Annotated in this window: 20 protein-coding genes; 18 read left to right on the top strand and 2 right to left on the bottom strand. The window is 65.8% G+C overall.

The window, feature by feature from the left end; genetic code table 11:
• Positions 1–240 precede the first annotated feature (240 nt).
• The 7 genes from ACZZZM_RS03820 to ACZZZM_RS03850 all read left to right on the top strand — a co-directional run bounded on the left by ACZZZM_RS03820 (position 241) and on the right by ACZZZM_RS03850 (position 8,847).
• On the top strand, positions 241–948 hold the full coding sequence (locus ACZZZM_RS03820) for a hypothetical protein (RefSeq protein ID WP_463593782.1): 708 nt from the start codon (positions 241–243) through the stop codon (positions 946–948).
• Between the two features lie 41 nt (positions 949–989).
• Positions 990–3,266, top strand: coding sequence for a phosphoenolpyruvate--protein phosphotransferase (ptsP, locus tag ACZZZM_RS03825; RefSeq protein ID WP_463593783.1), 2,277 nt, complete (start codon positions 990–992; stop codon positions 3,264–3,266).
• A gap of 104 nt (positions 3,267–3,370) precedes the next feature.
• Complete coding sequence (locus ACZZZM_RS03830; protein ID WP_463593784.1) at positions 3,371–4,321, top strand: helix-turn-helix domain-containing protein; 951 nt, start codon at positions 3,371–3,373, stop codon at positions 4,319–4,321.
• 81 nt (positions 4,322–4,402) lie between these two features.
• Positions 4,403–5,347: a tetratricopeptide repeat protein gene (locus ACZZZM_RS03835; protein ID WP_463593785.1), complete on the top strand. Its 945-nt coding sequence runs from the start codon at positions 4,403–4,405 to the stop codon at positions 5,345–5,347.
• Positions 5,348–5,462: 115 nt separating this feature from the next.
• Positions 5,463–6,353, top strand: a complete 891-nt coding sequence (gene tilS, locus ACZZZM_RS03840) for a tRNA lysidine(34) synthetase TilS (RefSeq protein ID WP_463593786.1) — start codon at positions 5,463–5,465, stop codon at positions 6,351–6,353.
• 80 nt (positions 6,354–6,433) lie between these two features.
• A complete protein-coding gene (ftsH, locus tag ACZZZM_RS03845) occupies positions 6,434–8,395 on the top strand; it encodes an ATP-dependent zinc metalloprotease FtsH (RefSeq protein WP_463593787.1) in 1,962 nt (653 codons plus the stop codon).
• A gap of 83 nt (positions 8,396–8,478) precedes the next feature.
• Complete coding sequence (locus tag ACZZZM_RS03850) at positions 8,479–8,847, top strand: hypothetical protein (RefSeq protein ID WP_463593788.1); 369 nt, start codon at positions 8,479–8,481, stop codon at positions 8,845–8,847.
• A gap of 1 nt (position 8,848) precedes the next feature.
• Here ACZZZM_RS03850 and ACZZZM_RS03855 read toward each other — a convergent pair whose 3' ends face one another.
• The gene (locus tag ACZZZM_RS03855) at positions 8,849–9,901 is read right to left on the bottom strand and encodes a DUF3667 domain-containing protein (protein WP_463593789.1); all 1,053 of its coding nucleotides are present in this window, start codon (positions 9,899–9,901) and stop codon (positions 8,849–8,851) included.
• Positions 9,902–9,946: 45 nt separating this feature from the next.
• Here ACZZZM_RS03855 and ACZZZM_RS03860 point away from each other — a divergent pair, with 45 nt between their 5' ends.
• From ACZZZM_RS03860 to ACZZZM_RS03900, 9 genes are all read left to right on the top strand, one after another.
• Positions 9,947–11,206, top strand: coding sequence for a glutamate-5-semialdehyde dehydrogenase (locus ACZZZM_RS03860; protein WP_463593790.1), 1,260 nt, complete (start codon positions 9,947–9,949; stop codon positions 11,204–11,206).
• Complete coding sequence (locus tag ACZZZM_RS03865) at positions 11,203–11,829, top strand: nicotinate-nucleotide adenylyltransferase (RefSeq protein WP_463593791.1); 627 nt, start codon at positions 11,203–11,205, stop codon at positions 11,827–11,829. The genes ACZZZM_RS03860 and ACZZZM_RS03865 overlap by 4 nt, the downstream gene beginning before the upstream one ends.
• Before the next feature lie 8 nt (positions 11,830–11,837).
• Positions 11,838–12,221: a ribosome silencing factor gene (gene rsfS, locus ACZZZM_RS03870; protein ID WP_463593792.1), complete on the top strand. Its 384-nt coding sequence runs from the start codon at positions 11,838–11,840 to the stop codon at positions 12,219–12,221.
• A gap of 7 nt (positions 12,222–12,228) precedes the next feature.
• A complete protein-coding gene (locus tag ACZZZM_RS03875; protein WP_463593793.1) occupies positions 12,229–12,651 on the top strand; it encodes a 23S rRNA (pseudouridine(1915)-N(3))-methyltransferase RlmH in 423 nt (140 codons plus the stop codon).
• A gap of 4 nt (positions 12,652–12,655) precedes the next feature.
• Positions 12,656–13,828 (top strand): murein hydrolase activator EnvC family protein, encoded by a 1,173-nt coding sequence (locus ACZZZM_RS03880; RefSeq protein ID WP_463593794.1) that lies wholly within the window; start codon positions 12,656–12,658, stop codon positions 13,826–13,828.
• A 169-nt stretch (positions 13,829–13,997) separates the two neighbouring features.
• Positions 13,998–15,329 carry a S41 family peptidase gene (locus ACZZZM_RS03885; RefSeq protein ID WP_463593795.1) on the top strand — a complete coding sequence of 444 codons (1,332 nt, stop codon included), beginning with the start codon at positions 13,998–14,000 and terminating at the stop codon, positions 15,327–15,329.
• A gap of 1 nt (position 15,330) precedes the next feature.
• On the top strand, positions 15,331–15,813 hold the full coding sequence (locus tag ACZZZM_RS03890) for a disulfide bond formation protein B (protein ID WP_463593796.1): 483 nt from the start codon (positions 15,331–15,333) through the stop codon (positions 15,811–15,813).
• A complete protein-coding gene (locus ACZZZM_RS03895) occupies positions 15,810–16,343 on the top strand; it encodes a demethoxyubiquinone hydroxylase family protein (RefSeq protein WP_463593797.1) in 534 nt (177 codons plus the stop codon). The genes ACZZZM_RS03890 and ACZZZM_RS03895 overlap by 4 nt, the downstream gene beginning before the upstream one ends.
• Before the next feature lie 61 nt (positions 16,344–16,404).
• Positions 16,405–16,809, top strand: a complete 405-nt coding sequence (locus ACZZZM_RS03900) for a hypothetical protein (RefSeq protein ID WP_463593798.1) — start codon at positions 16,405–16,407, stop codon at positions 16,807–16,809.
• Between the two features lie 90 nt (positions 16,810–16,899).
• Here ACZZZM_RS03900 and ACZZZM_RS03905 read toward each other — a convergent pair whose 3' ends face one another.
• Entirely contained in the window at positions 16,900–18,087 is a 1,188-nt protein-coding gene (locus tag ACZZZM_RS03905) for a hypothetical protein (RefSeq protein WP_463593799.1), read from the bottom strand.
• A 100-nt stretch (positions 18,088–18,187) separates the two neighbouring features.
• Here ACZZZM_RS03905 and ACZZZM_RS03910 point away from each other — a divergent pair, with 100 nt between their 5' ends.
• Together ACZZZM_RS03910 and ACZZZM_RS03915 are read left to right on the top strand one after the other, a co-directional pair.
• The gene (locus ACZZZM_RS03910; RefSeq protein ID WP_463593800.1) at positions 18,188–19,438 is read left to right on the top strand and encodes a putative DNA modification/repair radical SAM protein; all 1,251 of its coding nucleotides are present in this window, start codon (positions 18,188–18,190) and stop codon (positions 19,436–19,438) included.
• 31 nt (positions 19,439–19,469) lie between these two features.
• Positions 19,470–19,946: a hemerythrin domain-containing protein gene (locus ACZZZM_RS03915; RefSeq protein WP_463593801.1), complete on the top strand. Its 477-nt coding sequence runs from the start codon at positions 19,470–19,472 to the stop codon at positions 19,944–19,946.
• Positions 19,947–19,949 lie beyond the last annotated feature (3 nt).

The raw sequence follows: 19,949 nt of genomic DNA on the forward strand, positions 1-19,949 counted from the left end.
TCGTATCGTGTATGATATACACTGTATGACACATAGTAATAAATGATGCAAGGGCTTGGCCGGGGCGACCGCAAGTATGGTAACCGGCTGATCCGCTACGTTTCTTGGCCTCGGTTTCATGTCTCGCCCCGACACTCGAACCATGGGGCATTCACGATGACGCGAGCGCTGCGCTTAATTCGATCTTTACCATTCCAGGCTCAGAGATTCGGCACGCCGGGGGGCGTCGAGGATCGAACAATGCGTGCCCCGCTTCCGCTTTCGCTTTCGCTGCTTCTGGTGCTCACGGCTTGTGCAGGCGGCACGCGGCCCGCTGCGCCCGAACTTGCCGCAGTGCCGGCACCGGCGCCGATACGCGCAATGCCGACTCCGCCATTCAGCGCCGCGCCGAACCTCGTCCTGCCGGCGCGTCTCGCCGATGGCAGCTATGCGACGCCCAATCGCGACCTCTCGGATTCGGCGGCGGTCTGGCACATGCGCTCGGCGCTCAACGTTGCGGTGCTCAATTGTACGCACAGCCCCGATCTCGCCGCCGGCTATAATCGCCTGCTCAGCGCACACCGTCCGGCGCTGGCGCGCGCGCATACGGCCCTGTCGGCCGAATATCACGACAAGGATTTCGATGCGGCAATGACGCGGGTGTACAATTATTTCTCGCAGCCGCCCGCCCAGCCATACTTCTGCCCGGTGGCCACTGCCATCCTGAGCGAGGCGGCAAGCGTTCCGGCTGCCGACTTCACCGGCTTCGCGCGCGCCGCGGTCGTCCGGCTCGATGCGCCGTTCGTCGCTTTCTACCGCGCGTATGACGCGTATCGCGCCGATCTCGCCGCATGGCGCGCCGGGGGCCAGCAAGCCATAACTCCGCGCCTCGCCTATGACGCGCGCGAATTCCTGAGCGACGATGCCATGGCGGGCGCCGAAGAAGCCCTTCGCGTCGCTACCCGCTAGCATCGTTGTAACACCGGCGCGCAATCTGTTAGCGCTGGCTTATGGCCCACACCGCAGCCGCCTCAGCCCGCGAGATCCTGACGCGCCTTCACGATGTGATGGCGCGAAAGCTGCCTGCGCAGTCGAAGCTCAATTCGGTCGTGCAGACGATTGGGGAAGTCCTCACCAGCGAAGTCTGCTCGATCTATCTGCTGCGCGAAGGCGTGCTCGAACTCTTTGCGACCCGCGGCCTTTCGCAGGACGCCGTTCACGTCACCAAGCTGGCGCTGGGCGAGGGCCTGGTCGGCACCATCGCCGCCAATGTCGAGACGCTCAATCTCGACGAGGCCGAGATGCACCCTGCATTCGCCTATCGCCCGGAGACGGGGGAAGAAGCGTTTCACAGCTTTGCTGGCGTGCCGATCATCCGGCGCGAGCGCGCAGTGGGCGTGCTCGCAGTCCAGCATGCCGAGCCGCGCCGCTATGCCGATGTCGAGATCGAGGCGCTGCAGACCGTCGCGATGGTGCTCTCCGAGCTGATCGCCAATGCCGATCTGGTCGATTCCACCGGCGGCACTTCGATCCGCCCGCAGCCCACTGCGGCGTCCCATGCGACTGGCTTCAAGCTGGTTGAGGGAATGGCCGCCGGCGTCGCCGTCTTCCACCAGCCGCGCATCACCATCGAGCATACCGTCGCCGAAGATACCGAGGCCGAGCGCCACCGCGTCTATGCCGCGTTCGACAAGATGCGCGAGCAGATCGACAAGATGACCAGCCAGGCCGAGTTCGGCGTCGGCGGCGAGCATGACGAGATTCTCGCGACCTATCGGATGTTTGCCTATGACGAAGGCTGGTCGCGCCGGATCAACGAGGCGATCGATTCCGGCCTGACCGCCGAGGCCGCGATCGAACGCGTCCAGCAGCGCACCCGTCAGCGCATGCGCGAGATCGACGATCCCCTCCTCCGCGATCGGATGCACGATCTCGAGGATCTGGCCAACCGGCTGCTGCGCATCGTCTCGGGCCAACTCGGCACTGCGGCGCAGATGGGTTTGCGTCAGGATTCGATCCTGATCGCGCGCAATATGGGGCCCGCCGAGCTGCTCGAATATGACCGGCGGCGTCTTAAGGGTGTGATCCTGGAGGAGGGCTCGCTGACCGCGCACGTCACCATCGTCGCCCGGGCGATGGGCGTGCCGGTGCTCGGCCGCGTCAAGGATGTCCGGCGCCTCGTCGCCGAAGGGGACATGCTGCTGCTCGACACTGGCGAGGAAAGCGTCTTTGCCCGGCCCACCCCGGCGATGGAGGAAGCCTTCTCCGCCAAGCTGGCGCTCAGCCAGAAGCGCCGCGCCGCTTTCGCGCGCCTGCGTGGCGAAGTGCCGGTCACCAAGGACGGCCACCGCCTTACTGTGATGGTCAATGCCGGGTTGCGCGACGATCTGGCGGCGCTGGACCTCACCGGCGCCGACGGCATCGGCCTGTTCCGCACCGAATTCCAGTTTCTCGTTTCGGCAACGCTCCCCCGGCGCGCCGAGCAGAAGCGGCTCTACAAGGATGTCCTCGAAAGCGCGGGCGACCGCCCGGTCACCTTCCGCACCGTCGATATCGGCGGCGACAAGGCTTTGCCCTATCTCAATCATGACGAGCATGGCGACGAAGAGAACCCGGCCATGGGCTGGCGCGCGCTGCGCTTGGCCCTCGACCGCGATGGCCTGATGAAGGCACAGGCGCGTGCCTTGATCGAGGCCGGCGCGGGCAAGACGCTCAACGTGATGTTTCCGATGGTCTCCGAGCCCTGGGAGTTCGACGAGGCCAAGGCATTGTTCGAGGCGCAGCGCGACTGGGTGGCGGCGCGCGGCAAGATGATGCCGCTCGAAATCCGCTACGGTGCGATGCTCGAAGTGCCGGCGCTCGCCGAAGTGCTCGACATATTGCTGCCCAGGCTCGATTTCCTCTCGATCGGGACGAACGATCTTACCCAGTTCCTATTTGCCGCGGACCGCGCGCATCCTAAGCTGGCATTGCGGTACGACTGGCTCAGCCCCTCGATCCTGCGCTTCCTCAAGCGCGTCACCGATCAGTGCAAGGCGGCGGGCGTCCAGGTCGGTGTCTGCGGTGAGATGGGCGGGCGTCCGCTCGAAGCCATGGCGCTGATCGGGCTCGGCATCGAGCGCCTGTCGATCACGCCGGCGGCGATCGGCCCGATCAAGGCGATGGTCCGCTCCCTCGACCGCGCACCGTTGCTCGGGGTGATGGAGGAGCTGCTCGCCGATGGCCGCACGCCGATCCGCCAGGCCCTCACCGCCTGGGCTTCGGAACATTCGGTCGAACTGAGTTGAACCAGGGCCGGATTTGCGGCTGGGAGCGTTGACAGGGGCGTGCACCTGAGGGACACCGCGCCTGTGGCGGGCCAACGGGCGCATTCCCGCCGCTGGAGAGCATGATGGAAGGCGAGACTGCCGAAGGCCCTACGCTGTTTCCCGCCACCGTCGGCGAGAAATTGCGCGGCGCGCGTGAGGCGCAGGGGCTCGAGCTCGCCGAAGTCGCGGCGCGCACGCGGATCCCGCAGCGGCATCTCGAAGAGATCGAGCGATCCAATTATTCGGGCCTGCCGTCGATCACCTATGCGCTGGGCTTCGCCAAATCCTATGCCCGCGCAGTGGGTGCCGACGAAGTCGAGATCGCGCGCGAATTGCGTATCGAGCTCGACCGCAATCCCGATCGCGCCGCGCCCGTCCCGTCCTATGAGATGGAGGATCCCGATCGGGTCCCTCCGCGCGGACTGGCCTGGGCCGGGCTGATCGTCGCGCTGCTCGTGCTGGTCGGCGTCGGCCTGTGGTACGGCACCGGCTGGTTCCGCGGCAGCCCGCCGCCGCCCGAAAGCCTGACCATCCCGGAAGGCACTTCGGCAGGCGCACCCGGCACCATCACGCCCGCTGTGGCGCCTGTCGCCGGGGGGCAGGTCACTCTGGTGGCGCGCGATACGGTCTGGCTGCGCGTCAGCGACGCCAACGGCCAGAAGCTGTTCGAGAAGGAAATGGCCGCGGGTGAGCGCTATGACGTTCCCGCGAACGCCGATCGCCCCCATGTCCGCACGCCGCGTCCGGATCGGCTTCAGGTGTTGATCAACGGCTCGAACGTGCCGCCTCTGTCCGAAAAGGCCGAATTGGTCGACGTGCAGGTGAGCGCCGCCGCGCTGCAGGCGCGCGGCCAGCCTTCGCCCGCGGCCTCGTCCAGCGCCACGCCGGCGCGGACCCCGGCTCCGGCCCCTTCGTCCTCGCCTGTAGCGGCTCCGTCGGCCACCCCGACCCGAGCGCCGGTTGGGCCCTCGCCGACGCCAACGCCGCGCGCGACCCCGCAGGCTGCGACGAGCAACACCACCACCGCGCCATAATGAACTGGCGGGGGCCGCGGCGTCTCCGCTATACGAAGCCGTTCTTACCAGCGGCAATCCTGCACCGGGGGGTGTGAATCTATGCGTATCTTGATGGCGGCGGCACTCGTGACCACTGCAATTGGCACTATCGGAACCGCCCAGGCGCAGGATGCCGCGATCGGCGGACGCGTCGATCGGCTCGAGCGCGAGATGCGCGCGGTCCAGCGCAAGGTATTCCCCGGCGGGGCGGGCCAGACCGTCGAGCCACAGATCGTGCCCGAGTCCAACACCAATGTGCCGGGCGTGCCGTCTTCGGGGCCGCTGGTCGATCTCGGCGCGCGCGTCTCGGCGCTCGAAAGCCAATCGGCCGCGATCACCGGCCAGGTCGAGCAGGGCCAGTATCGCCTGCGCCAGCTCGAAGAGGCCTTCAACGCCTATAAGCGCTCGACTGACGCGCGGATCAAGGCGCTGGAAGACACCGCTTCCTCGGTCGCCGAGCGCGATCCGATCGTCCCCGCCGCCGATGTTGCGGTGGTGACTCCCAAACCGGCCACGCCCAAGCCCACGACTCCCAAGCCCTCCGCCGATACGCCCAAGCCGACGGGGCCCCGCGCCGCGCAGGTTGCGGCAATCGAACGGCCCGACAGCGGCGATGCGGCGGAGGATGGCTATTCCTATGGCTATCGCCTGTGGCAGGCCAAGCTCTACCCCGAGGCGCGCCGCGAGCTCGAAACCGTCGCGACCAAATATCCCAAGCACCGCCGCGCCAGCTATGCGCAGAACCTGCTCGGCCGCGCCTATCTCGACGCCAATGCGCCGAGCCTTGCCGCGGTCGCGTTCTACGAGAATTACAAGAAGAACCCCAATGGCGAGCGCGCGCCCGACAGCCTCTATTATCTGGCCCAGGCGCTGGTGAAGCTGAAAAAGCCGTCGAGCGAAGTGTGCAAGGTCTATGGCGAGCTCACTCAGCTTTACGGCGAGAAGCTTTCCGCCGAGATGACTGCCGGCGTGGCCAAGGGGCGCACCGAGCAGAAGTGCAAGTGATCCGGTGACGCTCGATCCGGCGACGGTCGAGCGGTTCCGGCGCGACCTGCAGGCGCTGATCCAATCCTCCCCCGGAGACGGAGGGGGACCAGCGAAACTGGGGGAGGATTTTAGGGTGGCCCTCGCCGTCTCCGGCGGTCCGGACAGCATGGCGATGCTGGCGCTCGCCCATGCCGCTTTCCCCGGCCATTTGATCGCAGCCACCGTCGATCACCAACTGCGCCAGGGCTCCGCTCAGGAAGCGGCGATGGCCGCCGAACATTGCGCCACCCTCAGCGTCGCCCACACCATCCTCCGCCCCACAGACCCGATCCGCGGCGCCAGCATTCAGGCCCGCGCCCGCGAAGCGCGCTATGCGCTGCTCACCGCATGGGCGCTGGACCAGGGGGCAGGGGCCCTGCTCACTGCGCACCACGCCGACGACCAAGCCGAGACTTTCCTGATGCGCGCCGCGCGTGGATCGGGGGTTGCGGGGCTGGCCGGCATCCGCGCCCGCCGCGATCTCGAAGCCGGCGGCGGCACGCTCGCCTTGGTGCGCCCGCTCCTCAAATGGCGCCGCGCCGAACTGCGCGCGATCGCCGAGGCAAAGGGCCCCTTCGTCGAAGACCCCAGCAATGCCGATCCGGCGCATGATCGTACGCGGTTCCGCCAATTGCTTGCCGCAAGCCCCGAGCTAGACGCGGCGCAGATCGCCGCCACTGCCGAATATGCCGCCGAGGCACAGCAGGCGCTCGACGATGTGACCATTTTGCTGTGGAATGACCGTGCTATGCTGTCGGAAGGCCGCGTCACGCTCGACCTGGATGGGCTAAGCCGTGAGCTAAGCCGCCGTCTCGTTCGCCGCGCAATCGGGCATCTCCTCGCCCGCCCGTTCGACGCGGCCGGAATCGAACCTTTGCTCGACGCCTATACGGCGGGCAGAGGCGCAACGCGCGCCGGCGTGATGATGTCGGTGCGGGACAGGACGGCCATTTTCCGGCTGGCCCCGCCGCGCCGATCACACTGATCGACCCAAAGCATGCACCGTTCCATTGCCATTAACCTGCGTGCGCCTATCTTGGGGGTCACGAAAGGTGCGACATCTCGATGAACGACAACGACAAGCAGCAAGGCGACGGCAACGGCGGCGGCAGCCCCTGGATGAAGAGCCTGTTGATCTGGGTGGGGATTCTAGCGGCGCTCGCGCTGTTCGTGACGATGTTCGATCGTCCCGGCGCGCAGGCCGCGGGCAACACGATCCCCTATTCGGCCTTCCTCGACAAGGTCGAGGCGGGTGAGGTTCGTGAAGTCAATCTCTCGCCCAGCACCGGCGCCGTCGCGGGCATCCTCACCGGCGACAGCAAGTTCCGCACCACAAATCCCGGCGACGCCCAGCTCGTCGAGCGGCTCCGCGCCAAGGGCGTGGTGATCAATGCGCGTCCCGAAGAGACGCCGTCGATCTGGCTCTACATGCTCTATAATTCGCTGCCGTTCTTGCTCTTCTTGGGCATTGCCTTCTTCGTACTGCGCCAGATGCAGAAGAATTCGGGCTCGGGCGCGATGGGCTTTGGCAAGTCGCGCGCGAAATTGCTCACCCAGAAGGAAGGCAAGGTCACCTTCGACGACGTCGCCGGCATCGATGAGGCGCGCGACGAGCTGCAGGAGATCGTCGAGTTCCTCAAGGACCCGACCAAGTTCGCGCGTCTTGGTGGCAAGATCCCCAAGGGCGCACTGCTGGTCGGCTCGCCCGGCACCGGCAAGACGCTGCTCGCCCGCGCGATCGCGGGTGAGGCAGGTGTGCCGTTCTTCAGCATTTCGGGCTCGGACTTTGTCGAGATGTTCGTCGGCGTCGGCGCCAGCCGCGTGCGCGACATGTTCGAACAGGCCAAGAAGTCGGCTCCCTGCATCGTCTTCATCGACGAAATCGACGCAGTCGGTCGTTCGCGCGGCGCCGGGCTTGGCAACCAGAATGACGAGCGCGAGCAGACCCTCAATCAGCTTCTCGTTGAGATGGACGGCTTCGATTCGAACGAAGGCATCATCATCGTCGCCGCGACCAACCGCCCCGACGTGCTCGATCCCGCTTTGCTGCGTCCAGGCCGCTTCGATCGCCAGGTCCAGGTGCCGCGTCCGGATATCGAGGGCCGCGTGAAGATCCTCCAGGTCCATATGAAGAAGGTGCCGCTGGCCCCGGACGTCGATCCGCGCGTCATCGCGCGCGGCACGCCGGGCTTTTCGGGCGCCGATCTCGCCAATCTTGTGAACGAAGGCGCGTTGCTCGCTGCCCGCCGTGGCAAGCGGCTGGTGGCGGCGCAGGAATTCGACGACGCGCGTGACAAGGTGCTGATGGGTGCCGAGCGCCGCTCGATGGTGATGACCGAGGATGAGAAGCGGATGACCGCTTATCACGAAGCGGGTCACGCCCTGGTTTTCGCGCACGAACCCACCGCCGATCCGATCCACAAGGCGACGATCATCCCGCGCGGTTTCGCGCTTGGCATGGTACAGCCGCTCCCCGAGCGGGACAGCTATTCCTATCACCGCGACAAGATGCATGCCGATATCGCCGTCGCCTTTGGTGGCCGTGTCGCCGAGGAGCTGGTGTTCGGCTATGACAAGGTCAGCTCGGGCGCGTCGAGCGACATCCAGCAGGCCAGCAAGCTCGCCCGCGCGATGGTCACCAAATGGGGCCTGTCGGACGCCGTCGGCCCGCTCGATTTCAGCGACAGCCATGAAAGCTTCGGTTACGCGATGCAGCAGGCCAAGCCGATGTCGGACGAAACCGCGCGGATGATCGATAGCGAAGTCAAGCGCTTCGTCGAACAGGGCCTGGGCCGTGCGCGCCAGATCCTGACCGATCATGTCGATCAGCTTCACACGATCGCGCTGGCGCTGCTCGAATTCGAGACGCTGACAGGTGAGGAGATCAAGCGGCTGATCGCCGGCGAGGATCTCGGGCGCGACGATCCCGATGCTCCGACGCCTACGGTTGCAGTCGCGGGCACGTCGATCCCCAAGATCCGCCGTCCCAAGAATCCGTTCGGCAATCCCACGCCGCAAGGGGCCTGATCCCGCACGGCAATCGGCCGCCCGAGTTCAGCCACAGTCTTTCGCGAAAACCCTTCCTCGAAATTTCGAGGGAGGGTTTTCGTATGCGGCGTCTGGTTCTGGCGGCTTTGGCACTAACGATGATCGCGACACCGGCAAGCGCGATGAACGTGGCCGAGTTCCTCGCCAAGGCAAAGGCGCTGCAGGCCAAGGGGATGCTTGCCTGGTTTTCCTCCGATTATACGGTGCTGAAGAACGAAATGCTCGCGATCGGGTCCGCCTATCGCGCCGATGTCGATGCCGACAAGGCCGCCGGCCGCAAGCCGCACAGCTGCCCCCCACCCAAGGGCAAAGCAAAGATGACGCCCCAGGAATTGCTCGCCGATCTCGAGCGGATCCCGGCCGCGCAGCGCGGCATGAGCATGAAGGCGGCATTTTACGGCATCATGCAGCGCCGCTATCCGTGCCGCTGATCTAGCCGGTCATCCCCAGCGCGAGCAGGATCAGTAGGAACAGCAGCAGCACGATCACGATGAACACCGTCAGGATCACCGAACGCACGATTGCCGAGAACCAGCCGAGCCCATAAGCCTGTTTGAGCTGGCGGGTGAGGTGAACGAACGGCACCGCCGACAGCAACAATCCGAGCCATCCGCCGGCCAGCCCCAGCGTCGCCGCCACGGTGATGACGATGAACAGCAGTGACATGAACGCAATCGAATAGGTGATGAACACCGTATGGTCGTAGAGATGAAACTCGCGCCGCCACGCGAACAACAGCCATAGGAATGGCAGCGATAGCGGGATGAGTAACCACGAGAATTTGTAGATGCTCGATTGCAGCTTGTAGAGCATCAGCGACGGGTTCTTGTTCCACTTCTCGATGCCGTGATCGAGCGGCGGCCAGCCGCTGTAGCGCGTGGACATGTGGAAGCCATTGCCGTCGCTGGTCTTTTCGACCTTGGGCAGGTCGGCGATGACGCGGTCGAGTTCGGCAATGCGTTTTTCGTTCCGCACCCGCTTGGGATGGCCCACCGGACGGCGATCGAGCGAGGTGGCCAGTTCCTTGCGTTCTTCGATCATGCCCTTGCGCGCCGCTTCGATCTGCGTCTCGGGGCTGCCGGTCTTGATGTCGCTCGGCGCCGTGATCCCGGCCCAAGAAAACACCGCGAACATCGCGAAGATCGAGAACAGGAACAGCGCCATTGGCGAGACGAAGCGTGCCCGCTCGCCTTCCACATAGCGCCGCGTAAGCTCGCCGGGCCGCCAGGCGAGCAATGGCAGCGTGCGCCATAGCTTGCCCTCGAAATGGGCGACACCGTGCAGGATTTCGTGCCCGATCGCGCCGAGCGAGCGATGGACGTGCCCGCTCTGCCCGCAGCGGTGGCAATGCGGCCCCACCAGTGTCGTGCCGCAATTTAGGCAGAGCTCCGCCTCGCCATGTCCTTCGCCCGCGCGCGGCTCGACTGCGCGCCCGAGCATTGCGCCCGTCGCCAGTTCCCCGGCAGCTTCGATTTCCCCCACCATGATGCGGGCCTATCAGCTTCGTTTCGTGCGTGCTAGCGGATCGGAATGGCCGAACCGAACGTGCCCGAGATGATCGCCGAAATGGGCAAGCGCGCCCGTGCCTCCGCAATGCGGCTCGCGGCGATGGCCAGCGCCGACAAGAGCCGCGCCTTGCTCGCCGCGGCCCAGGCGATCCGCGAAGATGCGGAAGCGATCGTCGCCGCCAATGCTCTCGATATGGCCGGCGCGGAGGCAAAGGGCTTGTCCGGCGCACTGCTCGATCGGCTGCGGCTCGACGCTGCCCGCGTCGAGAGCACTGCCGCCGGAGTCGAAGCCGTCGCCCGTCTCGAGGACCCCGTCGGCCGCATCATCGAGCGCACCGAACGGCCCAATGGGCTGGTCCTCACCCGCGTCCGCGTGCCGATCGGGGTGATCGGCATCATCTATGAAAGTCGTCCCAACGTCACTGCCGATGCCGGCGTGCTGGCGGCGATGTCGGGCAATGCCGCGATTCTCCGCGGGGGTTCCGAGGCGGTGCACAGCAACCGCGCAATCCACTCCGCGCTCGCACGCGGGCTCGAGGCCGGGGGCATGCCCGTCGACGCAGTCCAGCTCGTCTCCACCACCGATCGCGCGGCGGTTGGCGCAATGCTCGCCGCCGAGGGGCTGATCGACATGGTCGTGCCGCGCGGGGGCAAGAGCCTCGTCTCGCGCGTCCAGGCCGAAGCCCGCGTTCCCGTGCTCGCGCATCTCGACGGCATCAACCACACTTATATCGACCGCGCCGCAGACCCCGAGATGGCGCGCGATCTCGCGCTCAACGCCAAGATGCGCCGCACCGGCATCTGTGGCGCCACCGAAACCCTGCTCATCGACCGCGCGTTTGTCGATCCCGCCCCCGTCTTGGCTTCGTTAGCCGATGCCGGCTGCGAACTGCGCGGCGATGCCGAAATCCAGGCGATCGAACCGCGCGCGCTGCCTGCGACCGGTGAAGATTGGGATACCGAATATCTCGACAGCATCCTCTCGGTGAAGCTAGTCGATGGCGCGGACGAAGCCATGGCGCACATCGCTTCGCACGGCTCGCACCACACTGACGCGATCGTCACCGAGGACGAAACCACCGCCGAGCGCTTTCTCGCCCAAGTCGACAGCGCCATCGTCATATGGAACGCCTCCACCCAGTTTGCCGATGGCGGCGAGTTCGGCCTCGGCGCCGAGATCGGCATCTCCACCGGCCGCCTCCACGCCCGCGGCCCCGTCGCGCTGGAGGGCCTGACGACGTACAAATGGGTCGTGCGCGGCACCGGCCAGGCGCGGCCTTGAAACGGATCGGCCTGCTCGGCGGCTCGTTCAACCCGGCGCATAAGGGCCATCGCGCGATCTCCCTCCACGCCATCCGCGTGCTCGATCTTGACGAAGTGTGGTGGCTGGTCTCGCCCGGCAATCCGCTCAAGCCAGCCGAGGGCATGGCGCCGCTCGCCGCGCGCGTTGCCTCAGCCCGCGCCATGGCCCGCCACGCCCCGATCCGCGCAACCGCGATCGAGGCGCGCCTCAAGACCCGCTACACCGCCGATACGCTCGCCAAGCTCCCCCGGATCTTCCCCAAGCATCGCTTCATCTGGCTGATGGGCGCGGATAACCTCAATCAGTTTCACCGGTGGCGCGATTGGCGCGGGATCGCGCGGCAGGTTCCGATTGCGGTTATCGCCCGTCCGGGATATGATGCAGGTGCCCGCGCAAGTCCTGCGATGGGTTGGCTGCGGCGCGCTGTGCGGCCCGCAGGCCAGGCTAAGAACTGGACGAGTTGGAGATTGCCGGGCCTCGTGCTGCTGCGCTTCCGCCCCGATCCGACTTCGGCGACAAGCCTTCGGGCCGCCGACCCTGCCTGGCATCGGCGTTTCCCGCCGGCTCCAAAACCCAGTGGCACAGCTCTCGTTCACCCTTAGGAGGCCCCTTGGCCACATCGCCCAATGTCACGCCTGTTCCCAAGTCCGACGGAGTCGAGGCGCTGCACAAGCTCATTCTGGCATCGCTCGACGACGATCAGGCGGTCGAGACCGTCTCGATCCCGCTCGCCGGCAAGAGCAGCATCGCCGATTACATGGTCGTGTCCTCAGGGCGCTCGACTCGCCAGGTCGCATCCATGGCGAACAAGCTTGCCGAAAAGATCAAGGCCGAGAGCGGCCGCTCACCCCGCGTTGAAGGCCTGCAGACCGCCGATTGGGTGCTGATCGATGCCGGCGACGTGATCGTCCACTTGTTCCGCCCCGAAGTGCGCAGCTTCTACAATCTCGAACGCATGTGGTCGTTCGGCGAAGCCCCCGCCGCCAACGCCTGAGCCGGCCATGCTCCTCCACATCGTAGCGAGGGGCAAGATCGGGCGCTCACCCGAGGCGGAGCTGGTTACCCGCTATCTCAAGCGCGTGACCTGGCCGACCCGGGTCACCGAATTGCCCGATACCGGCGGCAAGATGCCCGATCTCGCCCCCGGCACGCGCGTCGTGATGCTCGACGAGACCGGCGACAATCTGCCCTCGCGCGTGCTGGCCGAGCGGCTTGGCGCCTGGCGCGACGATGGCGTACGCGAGACCCGCTTCCTGATCGGCGCCGCGGACGGCTTCGGCCCGGACGAGCGCGCGCAGGCAGACCTCCTCCTCTCCTTCGGCCGTGCCACCTGGCCGCACATGCTGGCCCGCGCGATGCTCGCCGAGCAATTGTGGCGCGCCGCCTCAATCCTTGCCAACCATCCCTATCACCGCGAAGGGTGATCGCGTGATCCGCGCCGCCGTCCTCTCCGCAAGCATGTTTGCGATTCTGGCGACCGGCAGCTTGGCCGCCGCGCAAATCCCCAGCCTCGCCGAGCAGCAGGGGCGGCTGCGCAGCGCCAACAACCAGTCCCAGGCCGCACAGGCCCGCGCCAAGGCGCTTGAGCAAGCCGCCGCGGGCGAGCGTGACCAAGCGGCGCAGGCGCGCGCGCAGGAACAAGCCGCCGCCGAGCGGATCAAGGCCGCGGAGGCCGATATCGCCGCCGCCACCGCGCGGATCGGCATCGTCGATCGCCAACTCGCCGAGCAGCGCACTCTGGTCGCCGAGCGCCAGGGCCCGATCCTCCGCCTGATCGCCGCGCTTCAGTCGATGGCCCGCCGCCCGCCGGTGCTCGGCCTCGTCCAGCCCGGCTCGACCGAAGACATGGTCCATGTCCGCGCCGTGCTCGGAACCGCCATGCCGGTGGTCGAGGCGCGCACTGCCAGTGTCCGCGTCGAGCTTCAGCGTATCCGCGGCCTGCGCGCCCAGGCGGCATCCGCAGTCGCAAGCCTGCGCGAAGCACGCGGCCGGATCGAGTCCGAGCGCGTGGCTTTGGTCAAGCTCGAGGGCGAGCATCGCGCCCGCTCGCGCGAGCTCGATCGCGGCGCGCTGGTCGAATCGGACCGCGCTTTAGCCCTTGGCGAACGCGCCCGCGAAATCGTCGATCAGATGGAAAATGCCGGCGAGGCTGCCGAAATCCAGGGCGATCTCTCGGCGCTTCCCGGCCCGCTCCCGCGCACCGGCGACACGGCCGCGCCCCGCCGCAGCGCCGGTAGCGCTCCCTATCGCCTGCCGGTCGCTGGGCAAGTCGTGACCGGGCTTGGCGAGCTTTCCGCCACCGGAGTGCGCGCCCGCGGCATCACGCTAGCCTGCGTTGCCGAAGCGCCGGTCATCGCGCCCGCTGCCGGCCGCATCGTCTATGCCGGGCCGTTCCGGGCCTATGGAGCGGTGGTGATCATCGATCACGGCAAGGGCTGGACTTCGCTGGTCACCGGGCTAGGCGCGGTCGCAGTCAAGGTCGGCGATCAAGTCGGGCAGGGCGCCGCGATCGGCCGCGCGCCGGGCGGAGACGCGCCTCAGATCACGATCGAGCTGCGCCGCCGCGGCGAACCGATGGATCTTGCCCAATTGCTCGACTAGCCCGCCGGCCGAGCTTCTTCGTCACCTCCGAAACAAGTCGGGGTGGCAGCGCATGTTTGGCGAACGAACCGCACAGCGACACCTGACACGCCGTGCAAATGCCGTTATCCTGCACTACATCACTTGTGCCCTACGCTCGCCGCCAGTCGCTTATTTGAAGGTCGTCCCGATGCTCCGTCCGCTTCTCCAGGTCACCGCCGCGGTCAGCGCGCTCGCACTGATCCCCATCGCCTCGGGCGCGATGGCGCAGGTCGATACTGCGAGCTACCGCCAGCTCGACATGTTCATGGAGGTCTTCAATCGCGTGAAGGCCAATTATGTCGACAAGGTCGATGACGCGACTTTGGTGAAGGGCGCGATCCAGGGCATGCTCGCCGCGCTCGATCCGCATTCCTCCTATGCCGACGGGCTCGAATTCGACAATCTCAAGATCCAGACCGACGGCAATTATGGCGGACTCGGGCTGACGGTCACGCAGGAAAACGGCGCGGTGAAGGTCATCGCGCCGACCGAGGACACGCCCGCTGCGCGCGCCGGCATCAAGTCGGGCGATTTCATCACCCATCTCGATGGCAAGTTCATCGTCGGCGGCGGGCTCGATGAGGCGATCGAGCAGATGCGCGGCAAGCCGGGCACCAAGATCACCCTCACCATCGTCCGCCCCGGCGCCGAAAAGCCGCTCCAGTTCACGCTGGTGCGCGAAGTCATCATCCAGAAGCCGGTGAAGTGGGAAGTGAAGGACGGCGTCGGCATCATCAACATCAACACCTTCACGGCGCAGACCGGCGCGGACACGATCAAGGCGATCCAAGAGATCGACAAGAAGCTTGGCCGCAAGCCGCTCGGCTATATCGTCGATTTGCGCGAGAATGGCGGCGGTCTGCTCAGCGAGGCAATCGCCGTGTCCGACGTGTTCCTCAGCCATGGTGAGATCGTCTCCCAGCGCGGCCGCGAGAAGGGCGATATCGAGCGCTATTATGCCGAATCGATGGTCCCCGGCGATCTCGCGCGCGGGCTGCCGATCGTGGTGCTGGTCGATTCGGGCACCGCTTCGGCTTCCGAGATCGTGGCGGGCGCAATCCAGGACCATCATCGTGGGCTGGTGATGGGCGTGCGCAGCTTCGGCAAGGGATCGGTCCAGTCGATCCTGCAGATGGGCGATCGCGCCGCACTGCGCCTGACCACGGCACGTTACTACACGCCGTCGGGCCATTCGGTGCAGGAGGGCGGCATCCGCCCCGATCTCGTCGTGCCGCAAATCTCGGACAAGGATTACAAGGATCGCCCCGTCATCCGCGAAGCCGACCTCCGGCGTCACCTGATCAACAGCGATAAGGTCGACGACAATGTCCTCGAAGAGGATGTCGCGACCGATCCGCGCTTCTCCGCCACGGCGGAGCAATTGAAGAAGCAGGGGATCGAGGATTTCCAGCTCCATTACGCGCTCAAGACGATCGCGCGCCTCGGCCCCAAGCCGCAGGTCGCGGCGAAGAATCGCTGATATGCGCAGCGACGGACTTCGCACCGCGCGCCTGATCGCACTGCTCCTCCCGCTGGTGCTGATCGCCGGCGCACTCGGCTCGCAGGTGATCGGCGGTCTCGTGCCTTGCGAGATGTGTCACTGGCAACGCTGGCCGCATTATGCCGCGATCATCGTGGCTGCATGCTCGTTCGCCATTCGCCACCGGCCGACCCAGATGCTGTTCGTGCTGTTCGCCGCGGTGCTCATCGCCGTCTCGGGTGGCATCGGCATATTCCACGCCGGCGTCGAATATCATTGGTGGCCCGGAATCACCCCCTGCTCGACGCATGTCGCGGGCGGCGATCCTATGGAAATCCTGCGCCAGCAGATCGGTGCGCCGATCGTCCGCTGCGACGCAGCGCAATGGGAGCTGTTCGGAATCAGCCTGGCCGGGTTCAATGCGATCCTTTCGCTCGGCGGCGCAATATTGATCTTCGCACTGGCCGTGCGGCGCTCACGATGAGCTGGAAGCCCGGCGACGCGCGCGAGCGCATGCATTCGATGGTCCGGGTCGACCAGGCCGGCGAATATGGTGCGACGCGCATCTATGCCGGGCAGCTGGCGGTGATGGGGGATCGCATCCCCACCGCGCGCACCATCGCCGGCATGGCCGCGCAGGAAGAGCGCCACCGCGCCTTTTTCGATGCGATGATGGCGCGCCGTGAGGTGCGCCCGACTGCGCTCCAGCCTTTCTGGAACGTGGCGGGTTTCGCGCTCGGCGCAGTCACCGCCGCGATCGGCCCCAGCGCGGCGATGGCATGCACCGCCGCCGTCGAGACCGAGATCGATTTGCACTATAGCCAGCAGCTCGAGGAATTGGGAGACGGCGATCCCGAGCTGCGCGACGCCGTCGCGCAGTTTCGTGACGAGGAGCTCGAGCACCGCGACACCGCGATCGCGGCGGGGGCGGAGAACCTTATCGGCTATCCATTGTTGTCCGGACTGATACGCTTGGGCTGCCGTGCCGCGATTGCGCTGTCCAAGCGAATCTGACAGGCCAGGTTAACGCGGGCACTCGCATAAGGCGCGCTAAGCCCATCGAAGGAGCAGGCAGATGTTGAAGAAGATCGCTCTCCTGGCCGCATTTGTGGCGGCCCCCGCCTTGATTCCGACCGCACAGGCGCAGTCTGGCTCCCAAAACAGTGTGCTGCTGATCTACGGCAACGATAAATGCCCGACCAACAGCGATGGCGAAGAGATCGTCATTTGCCGCCGCCTCGACGAATCCGAGCGCTTCCGAATCCCTAAGACGTTGCGTGAGACCGAAGGTCGCCCCCAGGCCAATGAGAGCTGGGCGGTCCGCTCGGAGGGTGCGCTTGGCGCGGGCCGGATGGGCACCGGCAGCTGCTCGACCGTCGGCGTCGGCGGATCGACCGGCTGCTTCGTCCAGCAGGCGACTGCCGCCAAGAAGGAGCGCCAGGCCGCCAAGAAGGAAGCCGAGAACCTCCCCCTTCCCTAAACTCCTTACCTCCCCTCCCTCCAAGGGAGGGGCTGGGGGTGGGTGGCCTCCGGGTGATATGGCTAGGCAAGAGCTTACGGCGAGGTATCGCTAACCTTTTGCTCGCTGACCCAGCGACATCCCAAAAATCCACTCCGGCGGATCCCGCCGCACTGCATCCACAATCAGCCACAGCACCGCCGCGCCCCGGATTACCGCCGCGCACGCGACATCGGCAAAGTGCGCCGCCGGCCAGGCGCGTTCCATCCCGGCAAAATACCAGAATTCGGCGAAATAGGCTGCCACGTCCCCCAGCAGGAACAGCCCGACCGGCCATAAGCGCGGCGCCGTCAGCAGCAGCATCGGGTAGAGCCACAAGTCGAATTGCGGCGAATAGACCTTGTTGGTGAGCATGAACCAGGCAAGCACCGGCGTGAACAGCACCCAGAGATGCTCGTAGTGTCGCCGCCAGCCAAGGCCGACGATCGCCGCCGCACCCGCTACGAACAGGATCGCCGCATAGCGGTTTTGGTCGTCGGCCCAGGTGAACAGCCAGCCCATATTGGCCAGCACATTCCACGTCCCCGCCGCCGTCCCGCCGCGCTCTTGGGAAAAGCGGTAGAATTCGCTCCAATTCTCGGTGGCGAGCAGCGCCGGCAGCGCGTTGACGAGCGCCCAGGCCCCGATAGCCGCCGCCGATAGCGCAGTCGCGCGGAGCAGCCGCTCCGGCCAGGTCCGCTCGCGCTCGAACAACGCGCTCAGGCCCAGCAGCGGCAGCATCAGCACCGGCCACAGCTTCGCCGCAGTGCCGAGACCCGCCATCGCCGCCGCGCTCACCAGCCAGCCTCGGCGGGCAAGCAGCATCGCCCCGACCGCCAGCGCAACTGCCACCATGTCCCAATTATGCCCGACATACAGGATCAGCGGCGGCGCCAGCGCCCACATCCATAGCCGCCGGCTGTCCATCCCCGCATTCACGAATAGCGACAGCACCAGTGCGGCGAGCAGCGCGTTCACTACCGTTACTACGCCCAGGAAATGCGTGGCATTGGCGCTCTGCCCGAACAGCAGCCGGGTGATGCCCCCCTCCACCCAGATCGCGGCGCCGGTGAGCACCGGATATTCCATCCGTGCCTGGAAATAAGGCGCCTTGCCCTTGTCGACTTCGCGTGCCGTCCAGAACGGGACGGCGTCACTATAGCAGCCGGTAGTGTATTGCTCGCCGCCGCTCCACCCGCCAACCGTGCAATGCGCCTTGAAGAGCCAACCTAGAGAGCAAGTGAGGACGAGTGCCAACATAAGCGTCCGCAAGTTCCGCTGGCCCATCAAATCTATCCCTTCGCCGCGCATTTCCCACAAGCTGCTGGACTCTGCAATCTCAAGAACATAGATGGAACATATGGCACAATTGGATTTGCGCGCAAAACTGGCGATCCTCGCCGATGCCGCCAAATATGACGCCTCTTGCGCCTCCTCCGGCACCGCCAAGCGCAAGTCGTCGGCGGGGGGCAAGGGCATCGGCTCGACCGAAGGCATGGGCATTTGCCATGCCTATGCGCCGGACGGCCGCTGCATTTCGCTGCTCAAGATTCTGCTGACCAACAGCTGCGTGTTCGATTGCCATTATTGCATCAACCGCAAAAGTTCGAACGTCCGCCGCGCGCGTTTCACGCCGGAGGAAGTCGTTGATCTCACCCTCAATTTCTACAAGCGCAATTATATCGAGGGACTGTTCCTCTCCTCGGGAATCATTGCCTCGCCCAATTACACGATGGAGCAGATCGTCCGGGTCGCGAAGCTGCTGCGCGAAGGGCATGACTTCCACGGTTATATTCATTTGAAAACCATTCCCGACGCCGATCCCGAGCTTATCCATCAGGCGGGGCTCTATGCCGATCGTGTCTCGATCAATGTCGAGCTGCCGACGGTTGCCGGCCTCAACCGGCTCGCCCCGGAAAAATCCGCGCCGCGCATCGAAGGCGCAATGAGGGATGTCAAATCCTCGATCCAGGATTTGGGCGACGCTAAGAAGCGCTTCAAATCGGCCCCGAAATTTGCGCCCGCTGGCCAATCGACGCAGATGATTGTCGGCGCGGACGCGGCAACCGATGGCGACATCATCCAGCGCGCCGCCGGGCTTTATGACCGTTTTGCCCTGCGCCGCGTCTATTATTCGGCGTTCAGCCCGATCCCGGATGCTAGCGCCGTCCTGCCGCTGCAGCGGCCTCCGCTGATGCGGGAGCACCGGCTCTATCAGTCTGATTGGCTGATGCGTTTCTACGATTATCAGCCGGCTGAAGTCGCTCAGGCCGCTGACCCCGCGACGGGCATGCTGCCGCTTGATATCGATCCCAAGCTTGCCTGGGCGCTCAAGTTTCGCGATCGCTTTCCCGTCGACGTCAATCGCGCGCCCCGCGAAGCCTTATTGCGCGTACCCGGCCTTGGCGTGAAGGCAGTCGATGCGATCCTCGCCACGCGCCGGTGGCGGCGGCTGCGGCTCGCGGATGTCGCGCGGCTTACCGTTTCGATCGCGAAGATGCGCCCCTTCCTCGTCACCGAGGATTGGCGGCCCGTGGCGCTCACCGATCGCGCCGATCTTCGCAGCTTCGTGGCGCCCAAGCGCGAACAGCTAGAACTATTCGCCGCCTGAATTGTTAGGGCCGCGCAACAAGGGAGCTCATATGGCCGACGCGCGCATCTTTCAGGACCTCAAAGCCGATCACGACCGCCACCGCGCCATGCTCGCCGAGCTGGCCGCTGCCAATTTAGCCGATCGCGCCGAATTGTTCGAAGCGCTCCGCATCGAAATTAGCGCGCATGCCGCCGCGGAGGAGGAATCGCTCTACGCGACGATGCTCGCCAATCCCGACCTTCGCGACGAAGCCCGCCATTCGGTTTCCGAGCACAAGGAAGTCGACGATTATTTCGGTGAGCTGAGCGATCTCGATCCCGAGAGCCCCGAATGGACTGCCAAGTTCGAGGAGATGCGCCACCGCTACGAGCATCACATCGACGAGGAGGAAGAGGATATGTTTCCCGCCGCTTCCGACAAGTTGTCGAGCGCAGAGGAGGCGCGCCTCGCCGAAGTCTTCGAGCGCCGCAAGCCCAAGGAAAAAGAGCGTGCCGAAGAGACTGCGTCGGGCGACGAGCGCGAGTAATTA

The sequence above is a fragment of the Sphingomonas sp. AC522 genome (assembly GCF_979258125.1).

What these genes read in the sequence shown, in the direction of transcription:
- ACZZZM_RS03900 (WP_463593798.1), top strand. Translation starts at nt 16,405, where the DNA reads ATGTTGAAGAAGATCGCTCTCCTGGCCGCATTTGTGGCGGCCCCCGCC.
- ACZZZM_RS03875 (WP_463593793.1), top strand. Translation starts at nt 12,229, where the DNA reads ATGCTCCTCCACATCGTAGCGAGGGGCAAGATCGGGCGCTCACCCGAG.
- ACZZZM_RS03820 (WP_463593782.1), top strand. Translation starts at nt 241, where the DNA reads ATGCGTGCCCCGCTTCCGCTTTCGCTTTCGCTGCTTCTGGTGCTCACG.
- ACZZZM_RS03895 (WP_463593797.1), top strand. Translation starts at nt 15,810, where the DNA reads ATGAGCTGGAAGCCCGGCGACGCGCGCGAGCGCATGCATTCGATGGTC.
- ACZZZM_RS03915 (WP_463593801.1), top strand. Translation starts at nt 19,470, where the DNA reads ATGGCCGACGCGCGCATCTTTCAGGACCTCAAAGCCGATCACGACCGC.
- ACZZZM_RS03905 (WP_463593799.1), bottom strand. Translation starts at nt 18,087, where the DNA reads ATGTTGGCACTCGTCCTCACTTGCTCTCTAGGTTGGCTCTTCAAGGCG.
- ACZZZM_RS03830 (WP_463593784.1), top strand. Translation starts at nt 3,371, where the DNA reads ATGGAAGGCGAGACTGCCGAAGGCCCTACGCTGTTTCCCGCCACCGTC.
- ACZZZM_RS03835 (WP_463593785.1), top strand. Translation starts at nt 4,403, where the DNA reads ATGCGTATCTTGATGGCGGCGGCACTCGTGACCACTGCAATTGGCACT.
- ftsH (WP_463593787.1), top strand. Translation starts at nt 6,434, where the DNA reads ATGAACGACAACGACAAGCAGCAAGGCGACGGCAACGGCGGCGGCAGC.
- ACZZZM_RS03855 (WP_463593789.1), bottom strand. Translation starts at nt 9,901, where the DNA reads ATGGTGGGGGAAATCGAAGCTGCCGGGGAACTGGCGACGGGCGCAATG.
- ACZZZM_RS03890 (WP_463593796.1), top strand. Translation starts at nt 15,331, where the DNA reads ATGCGCAGCGACGGACTTCGCACCGCGCGCCTGATCGCACTGCTCCTC.
- ACZZZM_RS03860 (WP_463593790.1), top strand. Translation starts at nt 9,947, where the DNA reads ATGGCCGAACCGAACGTGCCCGAGATGATCGCCGAAATGGGCAAGCGC.
- ptsP (WP_463593783.1), top strand. Translation starts at nt 990, where the DNA reads ATGGCCCACACCGCAGCCGCCTCAGCCCGCGAGATCCTGACGCGCCTT.
- ACZZZM_RS03850 (WP_463593788.1), top strand. Translation starts at nt 8,479, where the DNA reads ATGCGGCGTCTGGTTCTGGCGGCTTTGGCACTAACGATGATCGCGACA.
- ACZZZM_RS03910 (WP_463593800.1), top strand. Translation starts at nt 18,188, where the DNA reads ATGGCACAATTGGATTTGCGCGCAAAACTGGCGATCCTCGCCGATGCC.
- ACZZZM_RS03885 (WP_463593795.1), top strand. Translation starts at nt 13,998, where the DNA reads ATGCTCCGTCCGCTTCTCCAGGTCACCGCCGCGGTCAGCGCGCTCGCA.